The sequence below is a fragment of the Leptospira interrogans genome (assembly GCF_900156205.1).
GTDB classification, from domain to species: Bacteria; Spirochaetota; Leptospiria; order Leptospirales; family Leptospiraceae; genus Leptospira; species Leptospira interrogans.
Map to the genome: position 1 here is coordinate 23,105 of NZ_FTNA01000029.1, position 22,406 is coordinate 45,510.

Genomic DNA, 22,406 nt, shown 5'->3' on the forward strand with positions numbered 1-22,406 from the left:
TTTGTTCGTAAAATCGTGATTTGTGGGAGTTCCCACACTTGAATACGACAAATTTAAGTGTTATAAACTTCTATTTTATCAATTGTGGGAGTTCCCACATTTAAAGAATCGATCTGTAAAATTCAGATTTCAACTTTTTCAGAAAATGAATCGGGATCGAATTCACGTTAAATTTTAGCGCTAATCGTTTTATAAAAAATAGAGTTGTTTCAAAATTCCATAGTGAGGATTTACAAATCTGTTTTAATTGTCCATTTTAATACAACGGAAATAGATGGAGAATTCATTTTTCAAAAACTCTATTACTATCAGTTCCATAATAGACGTCTTATAAATTTCTGCGGAGATTTGTAAATCTAGGTTTTATAGATCTATTCTAAAAATGTAAAAGCCATACATTTTACGAAAAATTCACTCTTTCTTGATACCGAACTTACGTTAATTATTACTTTTTCTAATTTCATTTCACCTAATTCGTGTTAACTTTTAAATAGCAATACCTTACATCACTTGCACTTATCTACATTCCAATCAAATATCTAAGTTACCGTCGCTCGTCTAACTGCGAATATTTGCCATCCTAAATAGAAACCCAATTTTAGAAATATTTTTTCATTCATTACGCCTAATTTATGTTAAATATTAAATTTTCAGAAATTAAAACTTTTATTACATAAATTTGAAAAATTAGCAAATTTTTATAAATTCATTTGTCTTACTTTAAACATACTCAGATTTTTAATTCAAAAATTGGGATGAAAAAAGGAGCAATTTCTTAATGAAATCGAAATTTAAATTCGTTGCTGTGTTAACGTTAACTGGAATTTTATTTCTCTTTTCGTGCAGCGAAACCCAAGACGGAAGCGATAATACGCTTTTTACACTTTTGTCTCTTTTGGGAGAAAAAAACAAACCCGCTAGTGCAGGTTTTCATTATGGTAAACTCACCGATGAAGACCCATCCGATGTGGAAGCAGGCAGTGAAAATTTATTACCGTCTAGCCCAACGTATATATTTCTTGCACCGGCACATCATGGAGGTTTAGGAGGAATCTACGGAGCAGACGAATGGTGTATGCGTAAGGTCCCTGCCGATTTAAAAGGGAGCCCTTACTATTCCTACAAAGCACTGCTGGCTGATGGTATCAATCGTAGAGCCAGTGTTACTGGTAATGCAGGAGATGGTCAAATCAATTGGGTATTACAAGCAAGTACCGTTTATAGCCAAGCCACAACAGGTACACCTACGATTGGAACTACAAATAGTAAAAAGTTATTCACCTTCCCTTTAACGAATAAAATTCGTCCAGACAGTATCACCGATTTTGGAAGCATAACTTGGACAGGCCTCAATCCAAATTGGACCACCGCACCTTACAATTGTAATAACTGGACAGACGGAGCCGACATCAATGTTGGAACGATCGGGAACTACAACGCCACATCTTCCAATGCAATTTTCGATTCTGCCCTAATTGTACCAGGACTCATAACATGCAGTTCTGGAGGTAAGTTATATTGTGTGGAACAACCAGCACCTCCGATACGCTTTTTCAAATATATTTATTTGGCTCCTCTTTCACCAATCGGTCATAATGGAAACTACGGTGGAATTGCCGGTATGGATACAATCTGCAATAACGATACAATGAAACCGGTAGAGTTACTTGGAAAAGGTACTTACAAAGCAATGGCAGTGGATCAATCCATAACCATTCCTTCTACTCCAGCCACAAGACGTGCTACTCCTAACCCTCTCAACTGGGTTTTAAGACCAAATACCACTTATAAAAGGGTCGATGGGGCCACCCTGTTTACTACCGATATAAATGGTTTATTTTCCAGCATGACTAACAGATTTGGAGAAGAGACCGAAAATAACGGCTATATTTGGACAGGACTTAACTCTGATTTTACTACCGCAACCGGATACAACTGTAACAATTGGAAAAGTAGCGCATCCAATTATTTAGGTAAAATCGGAAGCGCGAATACTAATGTAAAGTCGGTCGCACTATCTTATACCAATAGACCGTGCGATCAGACCACAAATAGTTCCGAGCCGATCCGAGTCGTTTGTGTAGAACAATAAATATTCTCTATTAGGGAGTCTTTCATATTGATTTCCTAATAGTTCTTGTTAAGAGTAGATTCAATTTAACTCTCATCTTTTGAACGTGCAGAACTCGTTGGAAGATGAGAGTTTTTCTTTTATTACTGTTAAAAATTAATGCGAAATACCTAAAATCGGCTTGTATTTTCCGAAAAATAAGTCGCCTTAGAACAGTCAAAGGCCGGAATCGACTCAAAGCGAAATACTTCTTCCAGTGCGATTTTTCCATTTTTCGAAAAAACGTACCGGAAATTGTGAATTAGAAGTTGGAGATCAAATTGAATTTAAAAGATGAACCGAACGCAATTCTTTGCGTAGATGATGAACCAATCATTTTGATTTCTTTAGTGCAGGAGTTAAAAAATAAACTCGGGCGCGAATTTATTTTTGAAACGGCTCAAGACGCCACCGAAGCCTTAGAAGTAATAGACGATTTAGTTTCGAAAGGAACCAAAGTAGTACTGATCGTTTCCGATTGGTTGATGCCAATCACAAATGGAGACGAGTTTTTAATTCAAGTACATAAAAAATATCCGGAGATTCCTTCTATTTTAGTAACAGGACATATCGAAGAAGGAATTTTTAAAAAGGTTCAACAAGAAGCTGGGACCTGCATGATCATTCCAAAACCTTGGAATTCGGAAGAATTATTAAAAGTCGTTCGAAAATTCTGCTACGATACAAAGTGAAGTTTTAAATTACAAAAATAGATATAGATAATAATATACAACCCAAACCTTCCGTTATGAGCACTTTCATTTAGAAAGACACCATCTACTTTTATTAATTTTCAGTTTGTTTTTATTTTCTTAGAGTTTTAAGATACACTGTAAGTTAAAAAATAGATTCACTCTCGTCTATCCATAGTTTTTAAATAATTTTAGACATTCGAAATTCTTAAATTTTCAACCAACTCAGAATTTATACAAATACATACATTTGATTTTTATATAATTGAGTACATAAATTTTGAAACCTCTACCATTTAGAAACAGAATTTTAAATAATTTTATTCTATAGTTCCTGAGTAATTTCTTATCACTTACAATCTTTTTTGGTATTTTTATCTTCTAAATTCAATTTTCTATTTAGATATAAAATTGAGTTTTCAATATGATTCTATAAATGTTTCCCACAATCGTAACTTGGGAATATCTAATTCTAAACGATACAGTATTCTAATATTCTTTTCCAGTTTTTATAAAGATGATTTTTTAGAAAAACACCAAAATTTTTTCTCTTCTAGAACCAGAATTTCTACTTTTAAGTTTCTAAATTGAAAACGCAGTTATTTTCCATTCCTTCAGTATCTTATTCATTATTTTGTAACGTTTTTTGTTATACTTACTTGAAATGAGTTATTTGAACCTACACATTTCAATTACTGCGAATCAGAACTATAGAATATAGTACCCAGTATTTTACTCTGAAACAGGGTTTTGTAATAAAATTTTACGGTAATCAATTTTATAAGGATTAGTAATAACTACGTAACAGAATCTAATATTTTACACTCAAACATACCTTTAAAATCAAGATTTGTGGTATTTCTATTATAATAGCTCTGAGTAATAATTACTAGAGAAACGTCTTTTTACAAAAGAATCGAATTTTAGAATATTCTTGGATTCTTGCTTTCAAAAGGTATTATACAAAGCTCGTTCCTAAAAACGATCTTTATCATTTTTTTGCTTTGATTTATATCGTCTAATGTTATATTTAAATCATTTCCTAAATCAAATCTAAAATAGCATTCGGAGTTTATTATAAACTTCGAATTTTAAGCGAACCGTTTTTTCAGTTTTTGTAAAAGGTCAATCCTCTTAAAATACAGAATATACGGATATAAACTTTTTTTCGGTGGACGATTTATAAAAAGAATGAAAAGTAAATTCGTAATTAAATTAAGATTTGGTTGAAGGGAAGTAAAAAATCAAATACACGTTATGCATGTTTGATATCAAAAGAATATAAAATTTAACGTTCTAAAATACAAAGTTTTTAATTACTTTTGGGACAAGCAGCAAAATCAGATGAGCATGGACAAACCAAAAACCAATCACAATTCAAGAGTTGCTATTACTGGGATAGGAGTTATCCTTCCGAATACGTATTCTGTGGACACTTTTTGGAAAAATCTTTCCGAAGGAAATTCCCAAATAGATACGATTACCAGATTTCCAACCGACGATATGCCCGTAAAAGTTGCGGCGGAAATGAACGATTTCGATTGGAAAAAGTTCTTACCCGATTTAGACGAAAAACATTCAAAACACTATAACCGAGAAACCTTCGCAATTATGTCTGCAATGGAAGAAGCGCGAAGAGACGCCAAATTAGAAAAGGATTCCGTTGATCCATCTAAAGTAGGTTTTATAGATTCTTCCTCTAGAGCTTCTCTCGCTTGGTGGGAACACGCTTGGAAACTTTATCACGAAGAAAAAGATCCTAACGTTTTTGATCGTTATTCGGTTCTTACTTCTATGGCTTCCAATCCTACAAATCTTACCGCAATCTACGCGAACGTGCAAGGTTTTGTAACCACAATCACAGCCGCCTGTGTAGGAGGACATCACGCAATTAGTCTTTGTTACCAAGCAATCCGAAAAGGAAGAGCGGAAGTAATGTATGCCGGAGGTCATGAGTTTCCTTTGATCAAACCTCTCATGATGATGTATTCCGATCCGGTAAGTTCCGTTATGTCTTCCGAAAAAGACAATCCTAAATCTGCAATCAAACCTTACGATCGAAATCGAGATGGTTTTATCTTAGGAGAAGGTGCCGCCGTTCTTTGTATGGAAAGAATGGATCACGCCATCGCAAGAGGTGCCAGAATTTATGCGGAAGTTTTAGGAACCTTTAGCTACAACGAAGCGGATCACGCGATGAGAATGGATCTTACCGGCAAAAAGGCTGCGAATGGTTTAAACCGACTTCTAAAAATCAGCGGACTCAATTTAGGAGATATTGATTATTTCTGCGGACATGGAACGGCAACGATCAACAACGATATGGCAGAAAGTAGGGCTCTCAAAATTTTATACAACGGCCTTGCTCGGAATAAATGGGCTCCTCTTGGTTCTATCAAGCCAATTTTTGGTCATACTTTTGGAGCTGCAGGGATTATCAACGTTGCGGCAACAGCCCTCATGCTTGAAAAACAAATTCTTTGCCCTACCATCAATCTAAAAGACGTAGACCCAGAATGCGATCATGATCATATTACAGATGGTGCCAGAAAGGTTCGACTTAGAAATGCAATTTCAATGGCTTTTGCAATTGGAAGTCAATCTTCCTTCGTAAGTCTTACCGCACCGGATCTTCTTTAAGGAAATTAGGATGGAATTCGACAGATTGTATAGACAATACGATTATTTGAAAAAATTAAAATCGGTTCTCTATTATCAAGGTGCAGTAACCCATGAAGTTTTAGGAAATCTCACTGAAATTCTAAAAGATAGAATCACAAACCAAAAAGGGAAAAACAAAATCCTAAACGTATTTATAGAAATGGTACAGAATGTAAGTCACTATTCTTTGGAAAAAGAAGGAGATTATGGAGTTGGCCTAATTATAGTCAAAGAAAAAAATCATATACTTAAACTTTCGACCGCAAATCTTCTTAGCGAAGAAACCGCATCGACTTTAGAAAAAAAACTAGATCATTTTTTATCTCTTTCGGAAGCAGAAGTAAAAGAATTATACCTGCAAAAAATAAAAGGAGAAAGACCTAAATCTAGTAAGGGAGCGGGGCTTGGCTTTTTGGAAATATTAAGAAAATCTGATTTTCCATTTCGTTCCTCTTTTGAAAAAACACCAAATGGAAATTTCTTTTTTACTCTTACCGTTTTTTTTCGCCTGGGGTAAGTTTCCAAGGTTTGGAATTAGAAAGTATAATTTCTTGAACCTCGATTACGATCACAGAAGTATTATCCTTAGTCATTCTTAGATTTGCTTCTTCTAAAAGATGATAACAAGCTTCCTTTGCGTTAGAAGAATTTTTTAAAATTTCTTCCAAATCGTCTATCTTAATTACGTCCGTCAATCCATCCGTACAAAGAAGAATACGATCTCCTACATTTAAAGAATTTGTAATATCGAAAAGATCCATCTGAAGATCGGTAGTCCCTCCTCCGATACAACTAGTGATGTAACTTCTGGAAACCTGATTTTCTTTGACCGGACCCGCAAAAGAATGATCAACTGTTATCTTTTGAATTCCTTGGGAAGAAAAATGATAGGCCCTACTATCTCCCATATTAAAAACTAGAACCTTTCTTTTTCCGAACAAAATACCGACTAATGTGGCTCCCATTCCCAGTTTTCCAGTTTCCTTTGCATAATCGTTGATTTCGTGATTAATGATGCTAAATAAACTCTGCCAACCCGCGCGAGATAATTCATCCAAAGGTTGAACCGCTCTTTCCGTCCAAGCAAGTTTCTCAAGTGTCATTCTACTTGCAATTTCTCCGGAAATATGTCCGCCCATTCCATCGGCTAGAGCAAGGATCAAAGGCGCTTCTCTCATTCCCGAAGAAGAAAAAGAACCAGAAACCGTTCCGGCTACAATTTCACCAGATACATACATGGAGTCTTCGTTGTGAGAACGAAAATTTCCTTTTTCCGTAATTCCAAAATAATTAACAATCATGGAGAAATACTGAAAGTTGAAACACTTTCTAAGATTCTATTATAAATATGTGTCATTCATGAACTTCAAGAACAAATCTATAGTACATTCTTTTTTTTGAATAAACTATAACTAAATTAGGACGTTTTAGTTTCAAAAACAACACTCCTTAAATCGAAATCGTTTCTATAAAATTTCTAATCATATTACAGGTTGATGAGAATTTCACTTAGGTAATTCCAAACGGAACTAGATTGATAACTTTTACCAACTCATCACCTGGAATGGTTTTGACAAAGTGGGAGTTCCCGCAAGATTACGTCTCTTTGTAACTCACACTTGTTGATTCATCAAAACTTTCGTGGGAGTTCCCACAACATTACGTCTCTTTGAAACTCACACTTGTTTATTCATCAAAACTTTCGTGGGAGTTCCCACAAGATTACGTTTTTTAATTTCCAACTTTTATTTTGCAGAATATCCACCATCCACAGGAATTGCAGTCCCAGTAATAAAAGAAGAATCTTCACTACAAAGCCAAAGAACGGTTTTAGAAATTTCTTCAGGAGAAGCAATCCTATGTATAGGATGTAATTTTACCAATTGTCTTTCCGCTTCTACAGGATCTTTTGCAAGATGAAAGAGTTCGTCTAAAATTTCAGTCTTTACCGCTCCCGGACAAATTGCATTGATTCGAATATTTTTTTTAGCATATTCCAATGCAGCGCTTTTTGTAAGTCCTACAACACCATGTTTTGCGGCTGCATAAGGATTGATTCCAACAACTCCGTTGATTCCAGATATAGAAGAAACGTTTACCACAACCCCTCCTCCCATTTTGATCATTTCTGGAATTTGATACTTCATCGATAACCAAGTTCCTTTGAGATTTACGTTCACCACTTTATCCCAAACGTCTTCCGGATATTCGTGTAAAAGATGATTGAGGCCCATAATTCCAGCGTTGTTGATTCCGAAATCCAATCTTCCAAATTTTTCCAAGGCGGCATCCACTACCTTTTTTACCTGTTCTCCAGAAGTTACGTCACAGACTACGAAATATACGTCTCCACCCTCAGCACGTATTTCAGATTCCAATTTTTTTCCTTCTTCCAATCTACGACCACAAAAAACAACTTTAACACCTTTGGAGACAAATTCCTTTACGACCGCTTTTCCAATTCCAGTACTTCCTCCGGTCACAATGGCTACTTTATCCTTCATGATATTCTCCAAATTGTATATTTTAATATTATAACTTACTGACAGAACTTTAAAATGAAACTTTCAGTTTTTATAGAATCTACTTCAAAAGATTTCCATAAAATTAAAGATAACGATCCTATTAAATCCAGACTTGCAAATTTTCACACCAATCTAACGTTTAGATTCGGAACCTGCTTTATCATTTTCGATCAAAATTCAATTTGTGAATGAAATCGACGATTAAACCATCTCGTTTAAATTAGAAATTCATTTTTTATAGAAGTTCTCCTAAATAATCAAATTACAGACAGTTTTTGTGGGAACTCATATATTTTTATTGAAGATTCAAAAATGACTGATTCTAAAATTTTAGGACAAGAGTTCTCAATTTAATTTTCTAGTTTTTCCATTCCGAACCCGGGCAAGATATTTTTTCAGATGTTTATTTATTATTTCTAAATCAGATAGCTCACTTTCAATCGAATCAATTTTTAGATCCTGCAGTAAAACCAAAAGGTATCTGAGTTCTTCCAGATGCACTTTCGCTTTTAGAATATTTTTAATTTTTTCCGAAAGAATCCTACTTCCCCAAGCTCCTGCAATCCGAACCGGCAAAAGTATAGAAACAGAACGAATATGTTCCAGAAGAGAACTATGTTCTTTGATCACTTCAGTTTTATTTCCAATCCTGTATAATTTGAGAGTAAGACCGTGTGCAAAACGCAAAACCTCCAGTTTATCAAAACTTTTACTTTGAACAGAACTCGTCTCCTGAACCATTTCAGTTTGAGAAGAAGTATATACTGGAATTCTTTCTTCCGTAAAAATTTTTCTAAAACCTTCCGGAACAGACACTACTCTACGGATGGAATAATCAAAAAACAAAACCCTAATTTTTATAAGCGCTACTTTCTCTTTCCTTTGATCTTTGGAAAGACGAAAGGTTAGATCAAAAGATTTCTCTCCTAAGTTATCTAAAACTACATCTATCTTAACTTGATCTTTATAGAGTAATTCTCCCTGATATAAAATCCCCGCATTCGCAAAGATAATACTCTTTCCATAAATATCTGTAACAGAAAATCCTAAATACTGGAAGAACTGCAGATGTGCTTCCATTACTAAATCTAAAATGGACGCAAAAGATACGTGAATATCCAAAGCGAGATCTGTTTTTCTTATGGATAACTCCGTAGAAAAATGATACTTCTCCGGAAATTCTATCTGTATATCTGTCATTGTTATCACTTATCGGCTAACGTGTGAGGGACATAAACTACTTCACGTTATTTGAGTCATTATTACTTTACAATTTTGAAATCAATTTTCTATCAAAACTAAGTGTAAATATATATGACTTTCCTAATTATAATTTCGGTTCGTAGAATACTCTCCTTAAATCGATTCATAGTTTTGTTGCAATTTATAAAAAAGTTCTTGCTATAGAATTCTTAAAGGTAGAATCTTTCTACCGTTATAACTTGTTTCAAACCCATTCGACATTTGTAAAAAAAAGATTAGCAGTAAAACATTCAAGATTTACAAAAGAATATCTTTTTTTGTAATATAATATTACTTTTTTCTTTTAGGCGCAGTACGGGAGGTTCGCTCCTAATCGGAAATTTTAAACGAATCATCTTCATACTGATTGGGAAGTATAGAATTCATTGGAAAAAAACGCGAAGATCTTTCAAAATCCTGACGAGATGATCCGTGAAACGGTGCAACCTAAAATGTATCTGCACCTTTCTGCGACCATGTCCAGACCAAACGCTCTTATTTATTCTCTCGCTCGTTGTTTTCAAAATTCAAATCCAGAATTTATAATTAGTATGGCAGGAATCCATTCCAGTGCACACGCTCTTACAATCTCTAAAGTAGTAAAAAAAATGATCACCGGTTTTGCCGGAGATAATTATCCTAAACCTGCTCCTAATTCATTATATTCTAATTTATTGGAAGGAAAACCGTTCGAACTGGAACTCTGGTCTCTACTCAGTATCGTTCAAAGATTGATGGCCGGAGCGATGCGCCTTCCAGGTTTTATCACCAATTCCCTTTTAGGTAGCGATCTAATTTTAGATAAGTTAGGCAAAACGGCTTTTTTACTTCCAGATCCAAAACACCAAGGTATCAATGGCTCCCATTCTCCGAATTATAAAGGTAAAAAAGGAGTGGATCTAGTTTATATTCTTCCCTTAAACCCAGACCTTACACTTTTACACGCTGTGGTTGGAGACGAAGAAGGAAATTTAGTTCTTTGTCCTCCCTGCGGAGAAGGTTACTGGGGAGCACTTTCCGCCAAACAAGGTGTAGTCGCTACCGTAGAAAAGATCGTTCCTAAAGGTTCCATTCCTCCAGAGCTTGTTTCGATTCCAGGAAATCGAGTCAAAGCAATTTCCATCGCTGAATTCGGGGCCCATCCTCAATCTCTTAGAGTCTATAACCTTTCCGGAATCCCAGCTTTCGCTGGACTTTCTACGTATTTAGATGATTACGAATTTCAGATAGAAGCGAACGAAGCCGCCAACGCCCCTTCTCGTGCCGAAAAATGGTATGCAGATTTTGTAAACCTAAAGGGTGGTCATGCAGAATATTTAGAACGTATAGGAATTTCTCGTCTTAAAAGACTAAAACAAATTCCCAAAGAGAACAAAGTAACTAAATTAGAGGATCCAAAAACCGTAAACGACTCTGAACAAATGATAATCTTGGCTGCGAGAGCGATTCAAGAATACGTCAAATCTAATGGTTACAAAACGATCCTAGCTGGTATCGGTGCAGCTCATATTTCCGCTTGGACCGCTGCTCGTTTTTTAGAGAAAGAAGGGATTGAAGTTAAGATCATCACAGAATTAGGTTTTTTTTCTATGAAACCACATACCGGAGATGTTTTTCTTTTTAGCCAACTACATGCAAAAGACTGTACTATGCTTTCTGACATCACAAGTATTTTAGGAACAGTAGTACCAGATCATTGTCTAGGAGTGTTAGGAGCCGCAGAAGTGGATTGGTTCGGTAACATCAACTCTACTAAAACTTCTAAGGGAAAATTTTTAGTTGGTTCGGGAGGAGCCAACGATATAGCCGCAGTCGCAGATTGTATCGTAGTTGCCAAGGCAAACCGAGGAAGATTCGTAAAACATGTAAACTATATTACCTCGGTAGGAGACAGAGTTATGGAAGCAGTCTGTCAATTTGGAAGATTTCAAAGAACTCCAAATTCGGATCATGTTTTCGAATTCTCACACTGGATCTCACCTCCTTCCGACGAAGAGATGGAACCTGAAGAAGCAGTACTACGCTATACTTCCTGGCTTCCTCCGGACGAGGATATTCCTCTCAAACACGAACCTCCCGTGACCGCGGAAGAACTGACTGTTTTACGCGAATTAGATCCAGAAAAGATTTACATAGAACAATTTATGGTATATACAAGACTTCCATAATAAAATGATATTCGAATTTACTAGAGGCCCCTTATGAGTGGAAAAAATCAGAGCGGTATCCAAATCACCGGATTCGGTCACTATCTTCCAGAAAAAATCGTCACCAACGAAGAAATTCGTTCTCGTTTGAAATTTCCAGAAATGCACCCAGCCGAAAAAGCAGTGATAGGTAATATAGGAGTTAATGAAAGAAGAAGGGCCAATGAATCGGAAACTCCTATGTTTATGGCTTCTAAAGTGGCGGAGATGGCATTAAAAGATGCAGGAAAAAAACCGGACGAAGTAGATCTTTACATCTTAGCAAACTGGACCGATCGTTATTATCTTCCTGATTTAGCTCCGCAAGCCTCTAAACTTTCAGGAACCAAAAACGCTCTCGCTTTCGATGTAAGTACTGCCTGCACTGGTTTTGTCCACGGAGTTCAAACCGCTTGCGCTTATTTAGAATCCGGTAAATTTAAGAACGCACTTGTAATTGGAAGTGAACGTTTTTCAGTCAGAACCAGAATGGGGGGTTATGGAGAATTTACCGCTGGAGACGCGGCCGCTGGAGTTTTTTTAGAACATACCGGAAACAGTAATTCCGGAATCATAGATTCCTTTCTTCAAGACGAAGGAGATCTTGCAGGTATCATTGTAACCGGCCCTCCTCCCAATAGTTACGTTAAAAGTTATCCGGAATTAGTCACCAACGCGGCAGATCTTACACTCAAAGCCATGGATAAACTCTTAGAAAAAAACGGTCTAACAATAGATGATGTAGACTGGGTGGTTCCTCATCCTGGAACCGACGTGGTAGTACAAGACGTTCTCAAAAGGACTCGATTTCCGAAAGAGAAAATTCTAATGAACTTCGACAAAGTGGGAAATACTTCTGCGGCTTCTATCCCTATCGTTTTATCAGAATATTATTATAAAGGAAAATTCAAAAAAGGAGATTTATTCCTCACTCCCGCCGTTGGAGGTGGGTTTTACTGGGGAGGACTCTTATTTCGTCTCTGAACGAACATAAGAAAATCAAGATATATGAAAATAGACGGTTACGAAATTAAAGATAGAATGAATACGGACTCGTCCACGGAGGTTTACAAAGCCGTCCGTTCAAAGGACAAAACAGAGGTTGTAGTTAAATACATTCCAATTTTAGATGAATTACATCCCGCCGTGGTCAACCTTAGAAACGAATATGAAATTTTAAGCTATCTTTCCTCTGAAAAAATGATTCGCGCATTTGGAATGGAAAAAATTCCGGAAGGTTTTATACTCATTTTAGAGTTCGTTCCTGGACAATCCCTTAAACATTTTTCCCAAAAAAGACCAGTAAACTTAAAAGACTTTTTCAAAATAGCGATCGACCTCGCAGAAAAACTGGGAGAGATACATAACAAAAAAGTAATACACAAAGATCTAAAACCGGACAACATCATATTCAATCCGGACGAAAACATTTTAAGAATCGTGGACTTTGGAATTTCTACACGGCTTTCCAAAGAAGAAAGTTCCTGGTCCAATCCAAATCGTTTAGAAGGTAGTATTCACTACGTTTCTCCAGAACAAACAGGTAGAATGAATCGTTCCGTAGATTATAGAAGTGACTTTTATTCTTTAGGTATCACTTTCTATGAACTTCTTACCGGAAAACTTCCTTTTGAAAGTGAAGACCTTTTGGAATTAGTCCACTTCCATCTTGCAAAATCTCCGGTCGATCCCCGTAAAATTCGAAGCGAAATTCCAGAAGCGCTTTCTCACGTTATTTTAAAACTTCTTTCTAAAACCGCAGAAGAAAGATACCAAACCTCCGAAGGACTCAAAAACGATTTAGAAATCATCCGAGACAAATGGTTGGAATCCGGAGACGCCCCCGCCTTTCCGCTGGGCTCCACTGATTATTCTCACGAATTTAAAATCCCTCAAAAACTATACGGCAGAGAAAGTTACATTGAAGCGCTGTTAAACGAATTCAAACGTATGACAGAAACCGGTAGACCTAGTATCGTTTTGATTGCGGGTTATTCCGGAGTTGGTAAATCCTCTCTTGTCAAAGAAATTAATAAACCTCTTACGGAATCGAAAGGATATTCTATTTCTGGAAAATTCGATCAATACAATCGTAATGTTCCTTTCAGTGCAATCATCCAAGTTTTTTCTAATTTGATCGAACAAATTCTTACGGAATCTCCAGAAAGAATCGAAGAATGGAAAAACAAAATTAGAGACACTCTGGGTGCAAACGGAAAAGTGATCACAGACGTTTTACCAGAACTTGAGTTTATCATAGGAGAACAACCTCCTGTTACCGAGTTGGGTCCTCAAGAAAACGCAAACCGCTTTTATTTAGTATTTCAGAATTTTATAAAGATCTTTGCAAACCAAGATCATCCACTCGCCATCTTTTTGGACGATTTACAATGGGCGGACACTCCGTCTCTCGAACTCGTCAAAAACCTGATCGAAGACGCTTCTGTAAATTATCTTTTCCTAATACTTGCATATAGAGACAATGAAGTAGATTCCACACATCCTTTTTCGGCTCTGATAAGCGGTTTAGAAAAGGAAGGATTTCGTTTAGATAAAATTCTTCTAAAACCTTTAAGCTTGGAAAACGTAAACGAACTTTTATCGGATAGTTTACGTAGACCAACCGAAGAAACCATGAGTTTTGCAGAGATAGTTTATTCTAAAACGAGAGGAAATCCTTTTTTTATCAACGAATTATTAAAACAACTTTCCAAAGAAGAAATCATCTCTTATCAAAAAGGAAGTCCTACGGATTCAGGAAGATGGGTCTGGAATCTAGAAAAAATTAAAAACACAAATATTTCGGATAACGTGGTAGAGTTACTCGTCAATAGAATCAAAAAACTTCCTCCTAGAACCCAAGAAACCTTAAAACTCGCCTCTTGTATTGGAAGTAATTTTGATCTTGCTATCCAGGCCAAAATTTTAGGTGCCACGTTAAAGGAAACCGCCGAAGCTCTTATGGAAACGATGCAAGAGGAATTGATCGTTCCTATAGGAGACAACTATCGTCTTGTAGATTCCATGGTGGAAATCGAAAAAAATCAAGATAAGAATTTTCAAATCGCAAAGTCGATTCAATTTCGTTTTCAACACGATAGGGTTCAACAAGCGAGTTACGAACTTTTAAACGATGACCAAAAACAATCTTTACGCCTTCAAATCGGTAGAATTCTTCTCGAAAACCTTAATGAAAAAACTTTGGAAGATTCTATCTTTGACGTAGTAAACCATTTAAATACTGGTTCTACTCTTATCACTGATAATTCCGAAAAAAGAAAACTACTTCAGTTAAATCTTCAAGCCGCACAAAAGGCAAAACTCTCCGCGGCTTATAAACCTTCTAAACTGTATTGTTTACAAGCAAAAGAACTTCTATCTTCTCTTTGTAAATCCGAAAAGGACTGTTGGAATCAAGAATATGATCTTTCTTATGCGGTTCACAAAGAACTCGCAGAAGTTTTATATCTCAATGGAGACTTTGAAGAATCTCAGGAAACAATTCAGGATATTCTAAAACAGGCAAAAACTCCTGTAGAACAAGCAGAAGCGTATAACTTGCTGATGATTGAATATTCCGCACAAGGTAAATACGATCTAGCTATGCCTACCGTAATCAAAGCGTTGAAACCTCTGGGAATAGAACTTCCAACTTCCGGTTTTGACAAGGTAGTCAAAAAAGAACTCGAAGAAGCCAAAAAAAATCTTAAAAATAGAAGCATAACATCTCTGTTAGACGCTCCTACCATGACAGACCCGAGCCATATTTGGGCGGTCAATCTTTTAATCAGTGCAATTCCTATGGCTTACAATAAAGAGCCTGCACTTTTTCCGGTGATCTGTTTGAAGATGGCAAATCTTCTTTTAAAATTCGGGAACCTTTCCGATTCTTATGGTTATTCCTGTTATGGTATGGTTTTAGTTGGTCAAGGCGACTACAAAGGAGCTTATGATTTTTGCGAACTAGCAGTTAAACTCAGCGAGAAATATATAAACTCAGGTGGATATACCAAAGCAGCGAATATTCTTGCTAACTATTCCTCTTCTTTTGTTAAACACTTAAAGTTTTCGGAAGAAATCAATATTAAATGTGTTCAATCCGCTTTAGATTCCGGAGAGTTTTTACACGGCAGTTATGCCGCGATGAATGACGCTTCTAACGTTTTATTTCAAGGAAAAAATCTGGAAATTCTAAAACCTAAAATCAACGAATTGCTTAAGTTCGTCAGAAAAGTAAAAAATAATCTTGCAATCGATACAATCCTGGGAACCACACTCATACTTTCCAATCTAAGAGGAGAAACAGGAAGTCATCTTGATTTTTCTTCTACGGAATATCTGGAAAAAGAATACATCGATCTGTGCAACGATCATCAAAGTTTGGCACCTATCTGCACTTTTAAAGTGATGAAAGTTCGTTCTCTTTTAATGTATGGAGAATACCAACTAGCGCTTCAAGAAGCCGAAGAAACCAATGGTATGATTCTTTACTTAGGAGGTCAGTATGGTCCTTTCGAATATAACTTTTTGTATTCTTTGGCCTTAGCCGCAAACTATAAAAAAGTTTCTCCAGATCGTAAAAAGGAATCGGTTAAAAAAATTCGGGAGAATCAAAAACAACTGCTCGTTTTGGCAGAAAGTTGTCCCGAAAATTTTTATCATAAATATCTTCTCGTAGAAGCGGAACTGGCAAGATTAGAATATAAAAACTGGAAGGCAGCAAGGACCTACGAAGCCGCAATTCGAGAAGCTAGAAAAAATGAATTTCAAAACGACGAAGCTCTCGCCTGCGAAAACGCGGCTCTATTCTGGCTTTCTAAAGGAAGCGTAAAAATTGCGGGAGAATTTATCAACGAAGCTTACCACCGTTACGGTCTTTGGGGAGCCAATCTCAAACAAAGTATGCTCAAGTCCAAATATCCAGAATTTATCCGAGAAAGAGGAACCGGTTTGTTGCGAACTCATAGAACGATTTCCAGCACAACCTCCACAGCCACCGAAATTTATTCGGGTCAAACCTTAGATCTTCAATCGGTTTTAAAAAGTTCCACGGCGATTTCGGGAGAAATCAAACTGGAAAATCTCTTAGACAAATTGATGAAAATCGTAATCGAAAACGCAGGGGCTCAAAGAGGTGTTCTCATTCTTAAAAAAGAAGGCAAACTATACGTAGAAGCCGAAGGTTCTATCTCCAAAGACGACGTAGAAGTACTAACAGGAATTCCTCTCGGAAGTAGTAAAAATCTTCCGATTTCTCTCATCTACTACGTAGAAAGAACCAAAGAGAATCTGGTTTTAAGAAACGCAAGCCAAGACGAGAAGTTTAATAAAGACGAATATATCAAAAACTTTAAAACGAAATCGATTCTTTGTACTCCCGTTATTAAACAAGGAGAAATTTCAGGAATTCTGTATTTAGAAAATAACCTTTCGGAAGGTGCGTTTACTTCTGATCGTCTTCAGATCATGAATATTCTTTCTTCTCAAGCTGCGATTTCCATAGACAACGCATTACTTTATTCGAATATGGAAGAAAAAGTTAGAGAAAGAACCAGAGAATTGGCTCAAGCTAACGCGGACCTTGAACTTAAGAACCAGCGTATTACGGATAGTATTACGTATTCTTTAAATATTCAGCAGGCGATCCTTCCATCAGACGACATTCTTGCAAAAAATTTAAAAGATCAGTTCGTTCTATTTAGACCCAAAGATATCGTTTCGGGTGACTTCTATTGGTTTAGTAAAAAAGAAGGATCAATTTTTCTTGCTGCAGTCGATTGTACTGGACACGGAGTTCCAGGTGCGTTAATGTCAATGATCGGAAATACTTTGCTCAACCAAATCGTAAATGAAGCGGGGATCAAAGATCCAGGAAAGGTTTTAGAACATTTAAACAGAAACGTTCGTTAAGCCTTAAAACAAGATACTTTAGGAGCCAACTCATCGGATGGAATGGACATTTGTTTTTGTCGAATTGACGAAGACAAAGTACTATTCGCCGGAGCCAAAAGACCTCTTTATTTCTCAAAAGGTAATCATATCGAAGAGATCAAAGGAGATAAACACTCTATTGGTGGAAGACAAAAAGAAGTTTCAAGAACGTATTCCACCCACGAAGTGAAATTGGAAAAAGGACAATCCGCCATGTTCTATCTTACAACGGACGGATTTATGGATCAACCAAATCCACAAAGACAAAGAATCACGAGTAAAGGATTAATCGCTCGTTTACAAAACGTTCTCTCTTTACCCGCATACGAACAAAAGAATCAACTAGCGGCCTTTTTGGATGAATACCAAGCAGGAGAAGCCCAAAGAGACGATATAACCTTAATCGGATTTAGAGTCTAACCAGGCGAATAAAAATATAGGAGTATGATAAAACGAAATGATGGAAAACAAGTCCCTAGATCTGTTCAAACAATATAGAGACACCTACGATTATCAGTTCATTGTTTCCTTTAAAGGTCGTCTATCACAAGAGGTACTAACGGAGTTCGGTTCTATGATTCGAACTTCCTTAAGTACTGAATCTAAAATTAAAAAAATCTTCGCGGTTTTTATCGAACTCGCTCAAAATATGTTACACTATTCGGCGGAAAGAAAATCTCTCGAAGACGGAAGAGAAACCGGCGTAGGTATCATTATGGTCGATGAAAAATCAGTTGGCTATAACGTTTCTGCAGGAAATCTTGTACTAAACGAAAAAATAGAATCGTTAAAAATGAAATGCGAGAAGATCAATTCTATGTCTAGGGATGAGTTAAAAACTTATTACCAAAAACAGTTACGTTCAAATAGACCTGAGGATAGCAAGGGTGCGGGAGTGGGTTTGATAGACATTGCAAGAAAATCGGACGGACCTCTTTCTTTCAATATATCCCCAATAGACGATAAACATTCGTTCTTCACGCTTTCTGCATATTTTACAAAGGAAAATTAAGAATGGAATCATTACACATACAACAAACAAAAACTTCTCCGGAAGTCATCTTAGATACAGAACAAGGTTTTGTTGAAATTATAGGAGAATCTTATCCTGAAAATGCAATCGCATTCTATAAACCCGTTTTCGATTGGCTGAACGCTGCGATGAATTCTAAATCCAAAATTCAGGTCAAATTCCAATTGGATTATTTTAATACAAGTTCGTCTAAAGTTATCATGGATATTCTGGATTCTCTTCAGAAATACCACGATCAAAACGGTAAGGTAAAAGTACTCTGGTTATATAAAGAGGACGACGACGATATGCAAGAAACCGGAGAAGAATTTTCATCCGATCTTTCTCTTCCATTCGAACTCAAGTCCTATTAAGTAATATAACGTGGCTTTAGAAAATTACATGGAACAAAAAGACTTCAATTCCTTTTTTGAAAATGAATTTCAATTATTAAACGAAGTCAACGAAATCCTAGATAATAATGATTCTCTAAATAAGGAAAACCTTATAGATGAACTGAGAAAAATCGGAGAAGCATACGAATCCCTTTTAAAACAATCTTCTAAACTTATGAAAATTGGAGATTCCACCCAGAATCGTCTGATTAAAACCCAAACGGAACTCCAGGATTCCAATCAAAGGCTTGTTTCTTCTTATCAAAACCTAAAACAGCTAAGTGAAATAGGTCAGATGATAACGGCCAGCCTGGAACCTAAAATTATTTTGACTTCCGTTTACGAAAATACTAAATCAATGCTTTCTATGGACGTTTTAGCGTTCGGTATTATCGAAGAAGGAAAAAACGAAATCAAATATAAGTTTAGCTTGATCGAGGGTCGTTATACACCCGCTCCTACTGTGGATTCTCTTACCGAGGACAATCCTTCTTCTTTTTGTTATCATAACAATCAAGAACTGATCACAAACGATCTAGAAAAGGATTTTCCCGGATATGTTTCCGTTATCCAAAAACATTTCGGAGAAAAAACGAATTCGGTGGTTTACCTTCCTTTAAAAGTAGAAGAAAGGTTTATCGGGATACTGACTATTCAGAGTTTTAACAAAAACGAATTTAACGAAAACAAACTCAACATTCTTAGAACTCTGGCCAACTACGTAGCCATAGGAGTGGATAACGCGGACGCGTACAAAAATCTTTCCAAAAGAAACAGAGAGCTTAAAGATTCTTTAGAAAAGATTAATATTCTAAATAAAGGCCTGGAAAAAGAAAGACAAAAATCGGAAAGTCTTTTGCTCAACATACTTCCTAAATCTACTGCGGAAAGACTAAAGGCAGGAGAAGTTGTAATCGCAGACTATATTAAGAAGTCCACAGTTTTGTTCGCGGACATTGTAGGTTTTTCTAAACTTTCTACTCAAATTCCTACTCCCAATCAACTTGTAGAAATTTTAAATCAGATTTTCACCTGTTTCGATGACATTGCCAGTAAATATCAGCTCGAAAAAATTAAAACCATAGGAGACTGTTATATGATGGCGGGTGGAATTCCAATCGCAACCGAAGACCATGTCGAAAAAATCGCGTTAGCCGGAATTGATATGATTCAAGGTCTTAAGGATCTTCAAAAATCTTGGAAGTACGAATTCAATATTCGAATCGGTATTCACACGGGAGATGTTGTGGCCGGTGTAATCGGTAAAAATAAATTCGTTTATGATCTTTGGGGAGATTCCGTGAACACAGCTTCTAGAATGGAATCACACGGGGAACCTGGCAGAATTCATTGTTCCGAAGCAGTTTATGAATCTATTAAAGACTTATTTTTATTTGAAGAAAGAGGTGTAATTCCGGTTAAGGGCAAAGGTCCAATGAGAACCTTTTTTCTTTTAGGTAAAAAGTGATCTTTTAAATCCACTTCTTCAATTTTTTTTAAAAAATATCTTTAAAAAACTTCTTTCTATTTTGTCTGAATCTCTACTTGTTTTAACTATAACCTATTTTAACGTGAGTTCGGTACGAATGCGAAAGCGATTGTAGCGAAAATTCCGAAGGAATTGCAGCATTATGTTGCGACAGCAAGGAGCAACATTGAGTTCAAGCGCGGTCGCGACATTATATACTATAAAATTTGCGAGCGATTCGCCCAAATATTCTTACGTCGAACTCACGTTATTTTAAAATCTGTTGAGCACCAACAGAAGCAAGACGCTTTCATTTCAACAATAGTGAAAACTCACATAGAAATTATAATAACGAAAAAATATTAAAAATCTATAAATCATACACATGGCGTTTTTGTGGGAACTACTACATTTTATTGAAGATTCAAAAATGATTCATTCTAAGTTTTTGAAACCGATTTGTAAGAGTTCCCACAATTTTAGAGTTTGTTCGTAAGATCTCGAATTTGTAAGAGTTCCTACAATTTTCAAAATTTGTTCGTAAGATCTCGAATTTGTAAGAGTTCCCACAATTTCAGAGTTTGTCTGTAAGATCTCGAATTTGTAAGAGTTCCCACAATTTCAGAGTTTGTCTGTAAGATCTCGAATTTGTAAGAGTTCCCACAATTTTAAAGTTTGTTCGTAAGATCTCTACGTCCGAACACACGGACGACCACCTAAACAATATTTCTATTTACAAAAACTCATAAAAAAATCAATATATCATAAAATTAAAATATTCTAAAAATCAAAATAACAAAGAAATCGATTCATTTAGATCTGCAAAAACAAAACCCAAAGTTACCACCAAGCGACGTCGTTTAAAATTTCTAGCTCAGTGCCTGAATTACATCTGCGGGGGCTTGTACAAGTTCTATGAGTACACCTTCGGAGGAATACGGAAATTCTTCGTTTCCTTTAGGATGAATAAAACATACGTCATATCCTGCCGCACCTTTACGGATTCCACCGGGAGTAAAACGCACCCCTTTTGTGGTCAACCATTCTACGGCTTTATGAATATCATCCACCCAAAGTCCTATATGATTGAGTTTTGGTTCGTGTACTTTCGGACTTTTATTTACATCAATCGGCTGCATAATATCTACTTCGACTGCATAAGCGCCCTTACCCATTCTGAGAATATCTTCATCTACGTTTTCTTTTTCGCTTCGAAAAGTTCCCGCTTTTTCAAGCCCAAGTATATCCACCCAAAACGTTTCTAATTTTTTTTTGTCTTCCCCACCTACTGCAATCTGTTGAATTCCTAATATTTTAAAAGGTCTCATGATTTTCCTTCCAACTAGTCAATTGAATCTTGTTCCAAAAAATTCATTTCCCTTAGATTGGCAACTTCAATCTTTAAAACAATCTGAGACAAGTAAACGATCACAAGATGAGTAAGTACAAAATAAAATCAACGGCGTCAGTCAAACCAAAATGGAAGCTGTTACTAAAAACCGAAATCTGTCAAAGAAATACGCTATACTATAAAAATAGAATGACCGACTTTAAATGTTCAAGAGCCAGTGTCTACGAAATGATGACTATTGGATTTTATTATAGATAGGAAGCAGAACAAAATCGGAACGATCCCGTTCAACATCGTAATGTAATACGACGAGTTAGATAGATCGCAGTCTTTACTAACCTAGTGACGAATTATTGGACACATTTTTACGCAGCATTTACTTCAAATTGCACAGGACTCACAAAGTCTAATGACGAATGAGATCTGTGTCTATTATAATAAACCTCTATATGATCAAAAAGTAATTCTTCGGCTTCTTGAATTTTATAAAAGTAATTATATTCCATTTCTCTTTTCAGAGAACCAAAGAAGGACTCAGCAACTGCGTTGTCCCAACAATTTCCCTTTCTACTATTACTCCTTCTGAGTTTATTATTTAACAGATACCTTCGAGTTTCGTACGAACAATAATTGGATCCTCGATCCGAATGAAAAACTAAACCCTTAGGAGGATTTCTACATTCGATTGCTTTGGAAAGAGCGGTGCACACTAACTTAGAATCATTAGAATTTGAAATCGACCAACCCACTACTTTTCGAGAATAAAGATCCAGTATTACACAAAGATAAATCCACCCGAAAGAGGATCTTAAAAAAGTAATATCTGAAACCCA

The 22,406-nt window shown here is 36.2% G+C and carries 13 protein-coding genes and 2 pseudogenes; 10 read left to right on the forward strand and 5 right to left on the reverse strand.

The window, feature by feature from the left end; genetic code table 11:
- The first annotated feature begins 778 nt into the window (after window positions 1-778).
- The 4 genes from lenD (at window position 779) to BW942_RS17550 (ending at window position 5,980) form a co-directional block, all read left to right on the forward strand.
- Window positions 779-2,092, forward strand: a complete 1,314-nt coding sequence (lenD, locus tag BW942_RS17525) for an endostatin-like outer membrane lipoprotein LenD (RefSeq protein WP_000836871.1) — start codon at window positions 779-781, stop codon at window positions 2,090-2,092.
- Between the two features lie 299 nt (window positions 2,093-2,391).
- A complete protein-coding gene (locus tag BW942_RS17535; RefSeq protein WP_001049277.1) occupies window positions 2,392-2,802 on the forward strand; it encodes a response regulator in 411 nt (136 codons plus the stop codon).
- Window positions 2,803-4,152: 1,350 nt separating this feature from the next.
- Window positions 4,153-5,442 carry a beta-ketoacyl-[acyl-carrier-protein] synthase family protein gene (locus tag BW942_RS17545; RefSeq protein WP_000360484.1) on the forward strand — a complete coding sequence of 430 codons (1,290 nt, stop codon included), beginning with the start codon at window positions 4,153-4,155 and terminating at the stop codon, window positions 5,440-5,442.
- A 10-nt stretch (window positions 5,443-5,452) separates the two neighbouring features.
- Complete coding sequence (locus BW942_RS17550) at window positions 5,453-5,980, forward strand: SiaB family protein kinase (RefSeq protein ID WP_000393747.1); 528 nt, start codon at window positions 5,453-5,455, stop codon at window positions 5,978-5,980.
- Here BW942_RS17550 and BW942_RS17555 read toward each other — a convergent pair.
- The 3 genes from BW942_RS17555 to BW942_RS17565 all read right to left on the reverse strand — a co-directional run bounded on the left by BW942_RS17555 (window position 5,955) and on the right by BW942_RS17565 (window position 9,188).
- Window positions 5,955-6,764, reverse strand: a complete 810-nt coding sequence (locus tag BW942_RS17555; RefSeq protein WP_000636852.1) for a PP2C family protein-serine/threonine phosphatase — start codon at window positions 6,762-6,764, stop codon at window positions 5,955-5,957. The two genes, BW942_RS17550 and BW942_RS17555, sit on opposite strands and share 26 nt — an antisense overlap.
- A gap of 444 nt (window positions 6,765-7,208) precedes the next feature.
- Window positions 7,209-7,967, reverse strand: a complete 759-nt coding sequence (locus tag BW942_RS17560; RefSeq protein WP_000653653.1) for an SDR family NAD(P)-dependent oxidoreductase — start codon at window positions 7,965-7,967, stop codon at window positions 7,209-7,211.
- Between the two features lie 366 nt (window positions 7,968-8,333).
- The gene (locus tag BW942_RS17565; protein ID WP_000129836.1) at window positions 8,334-9,188 is read right to left on the reverse strand and encodes an acyl-CoA thioesterase; all 855 of its coding nucleotides are present in this window, start codon (window positions 9,186-9,188) and stop codon (window positions 8,334-8,336) included.
- Window positions 9,189-9,616: 428 nt separating this feature from the next.
- Between BW942_RS17565 and BW942_RS17570 the strand changes: the two genes are divergently transcribed.
- The 6 genes and pseudogenes from BW942_RS17570 (at window position 9,617) to BW942_RS17595 (ending at window position 20,222) form a co-directional block, all read left to right on the forward strand.
- Window positions 9,617-11,398 (forward strand): CoA-transferase, encoded by a 1,782-nt coding sequence (locus BW942_RS17570; RefSeq protein ID WP_000414123.1) that lies wholly within the window; start codon window positions 9,617-9,619, stop codon window positions 11,396-11,398.
- A 33-nt stretch (window positions 11,399-11,431) separates the two neighbouring features.
- Window positions 11,432-12,400, forward strand: coding sequence for a ketoacyl-ACP synthase III (locus tag BW942_RS17575; protein WP_000014613.1), 969 nt, complete (start codon window positions 11,432-11,434; stop codon window positions 12,398-12,400).
- A gap of 24 nt (window positions 12,401-12,424) precedes the next feature.
- Window positions 12,425-17,767, forward strand: a pseudogene (locus BW942_RS17580) (AAA family ATPase).
- 37 nt (window positions 17,768-17,804) lie between these two features.
- Window positions 17,805-18,359, forward strand: coding sequence for a SiaB family protein kinase (locus BW942_RS17585; RefSeq protein ID WP_000970449.1), 555 nt, complete (start codon window positions 17,805-17,807; stop codon window positions 18,357-18,359).
- Window positions 18,360-18,361: 2 nt separating this feature from the next.
- Window positions 18,362-18,733 (forward strand): DUF1987 domain-containing protein, encoded by a 372-nt coding sequence (locus BW942_RS17590; protein WP_000444619.1) that lies wholly within the window; start codon window positions 18,362-18,364, stop codon window positions 18,731-18,733.
- Between the two features lie 28 nt (window positions 18,734-18,761).
- A complete protein-coding gene (locus BW942_RS17595; RefSeq protein WP_000435433.1) occupies window positions 18,762-20,222 on the forward strand; it encodes an adenylate/guanylate cyclase domain-containing protein in 1,461 nt (486 codons plus the stop codon).
- An 869-nt stretch (window positions 20,223-21,091) separates the two neighbouring features.
- Here the strand turns inward: BW942_RS17595 and BW942_RS17600 are convergent.
- Together BW942_RS17600 and BW942_RS17605 are read right to left on the reverse strand one after the other, a co-directional pair.
- Window positions 21,092-21,550, reverse strand: a complete 459-nt coding sequence (locus BW942_RS17600; RefSeq protein ID WP_001247263.1) for a VOC family protein — start codon at window positions 21,548-21,550, stop codon at window positions 21,092-21,094.
- Window positions 21,551-21,938: 388 nt separating this feature from the next.
- Window positions 21,939-22,406: pseudogene (locus BW942_RS17605) on the reverse strand (IS3-like element IS1500A family transposase); the annotation flags it as partial.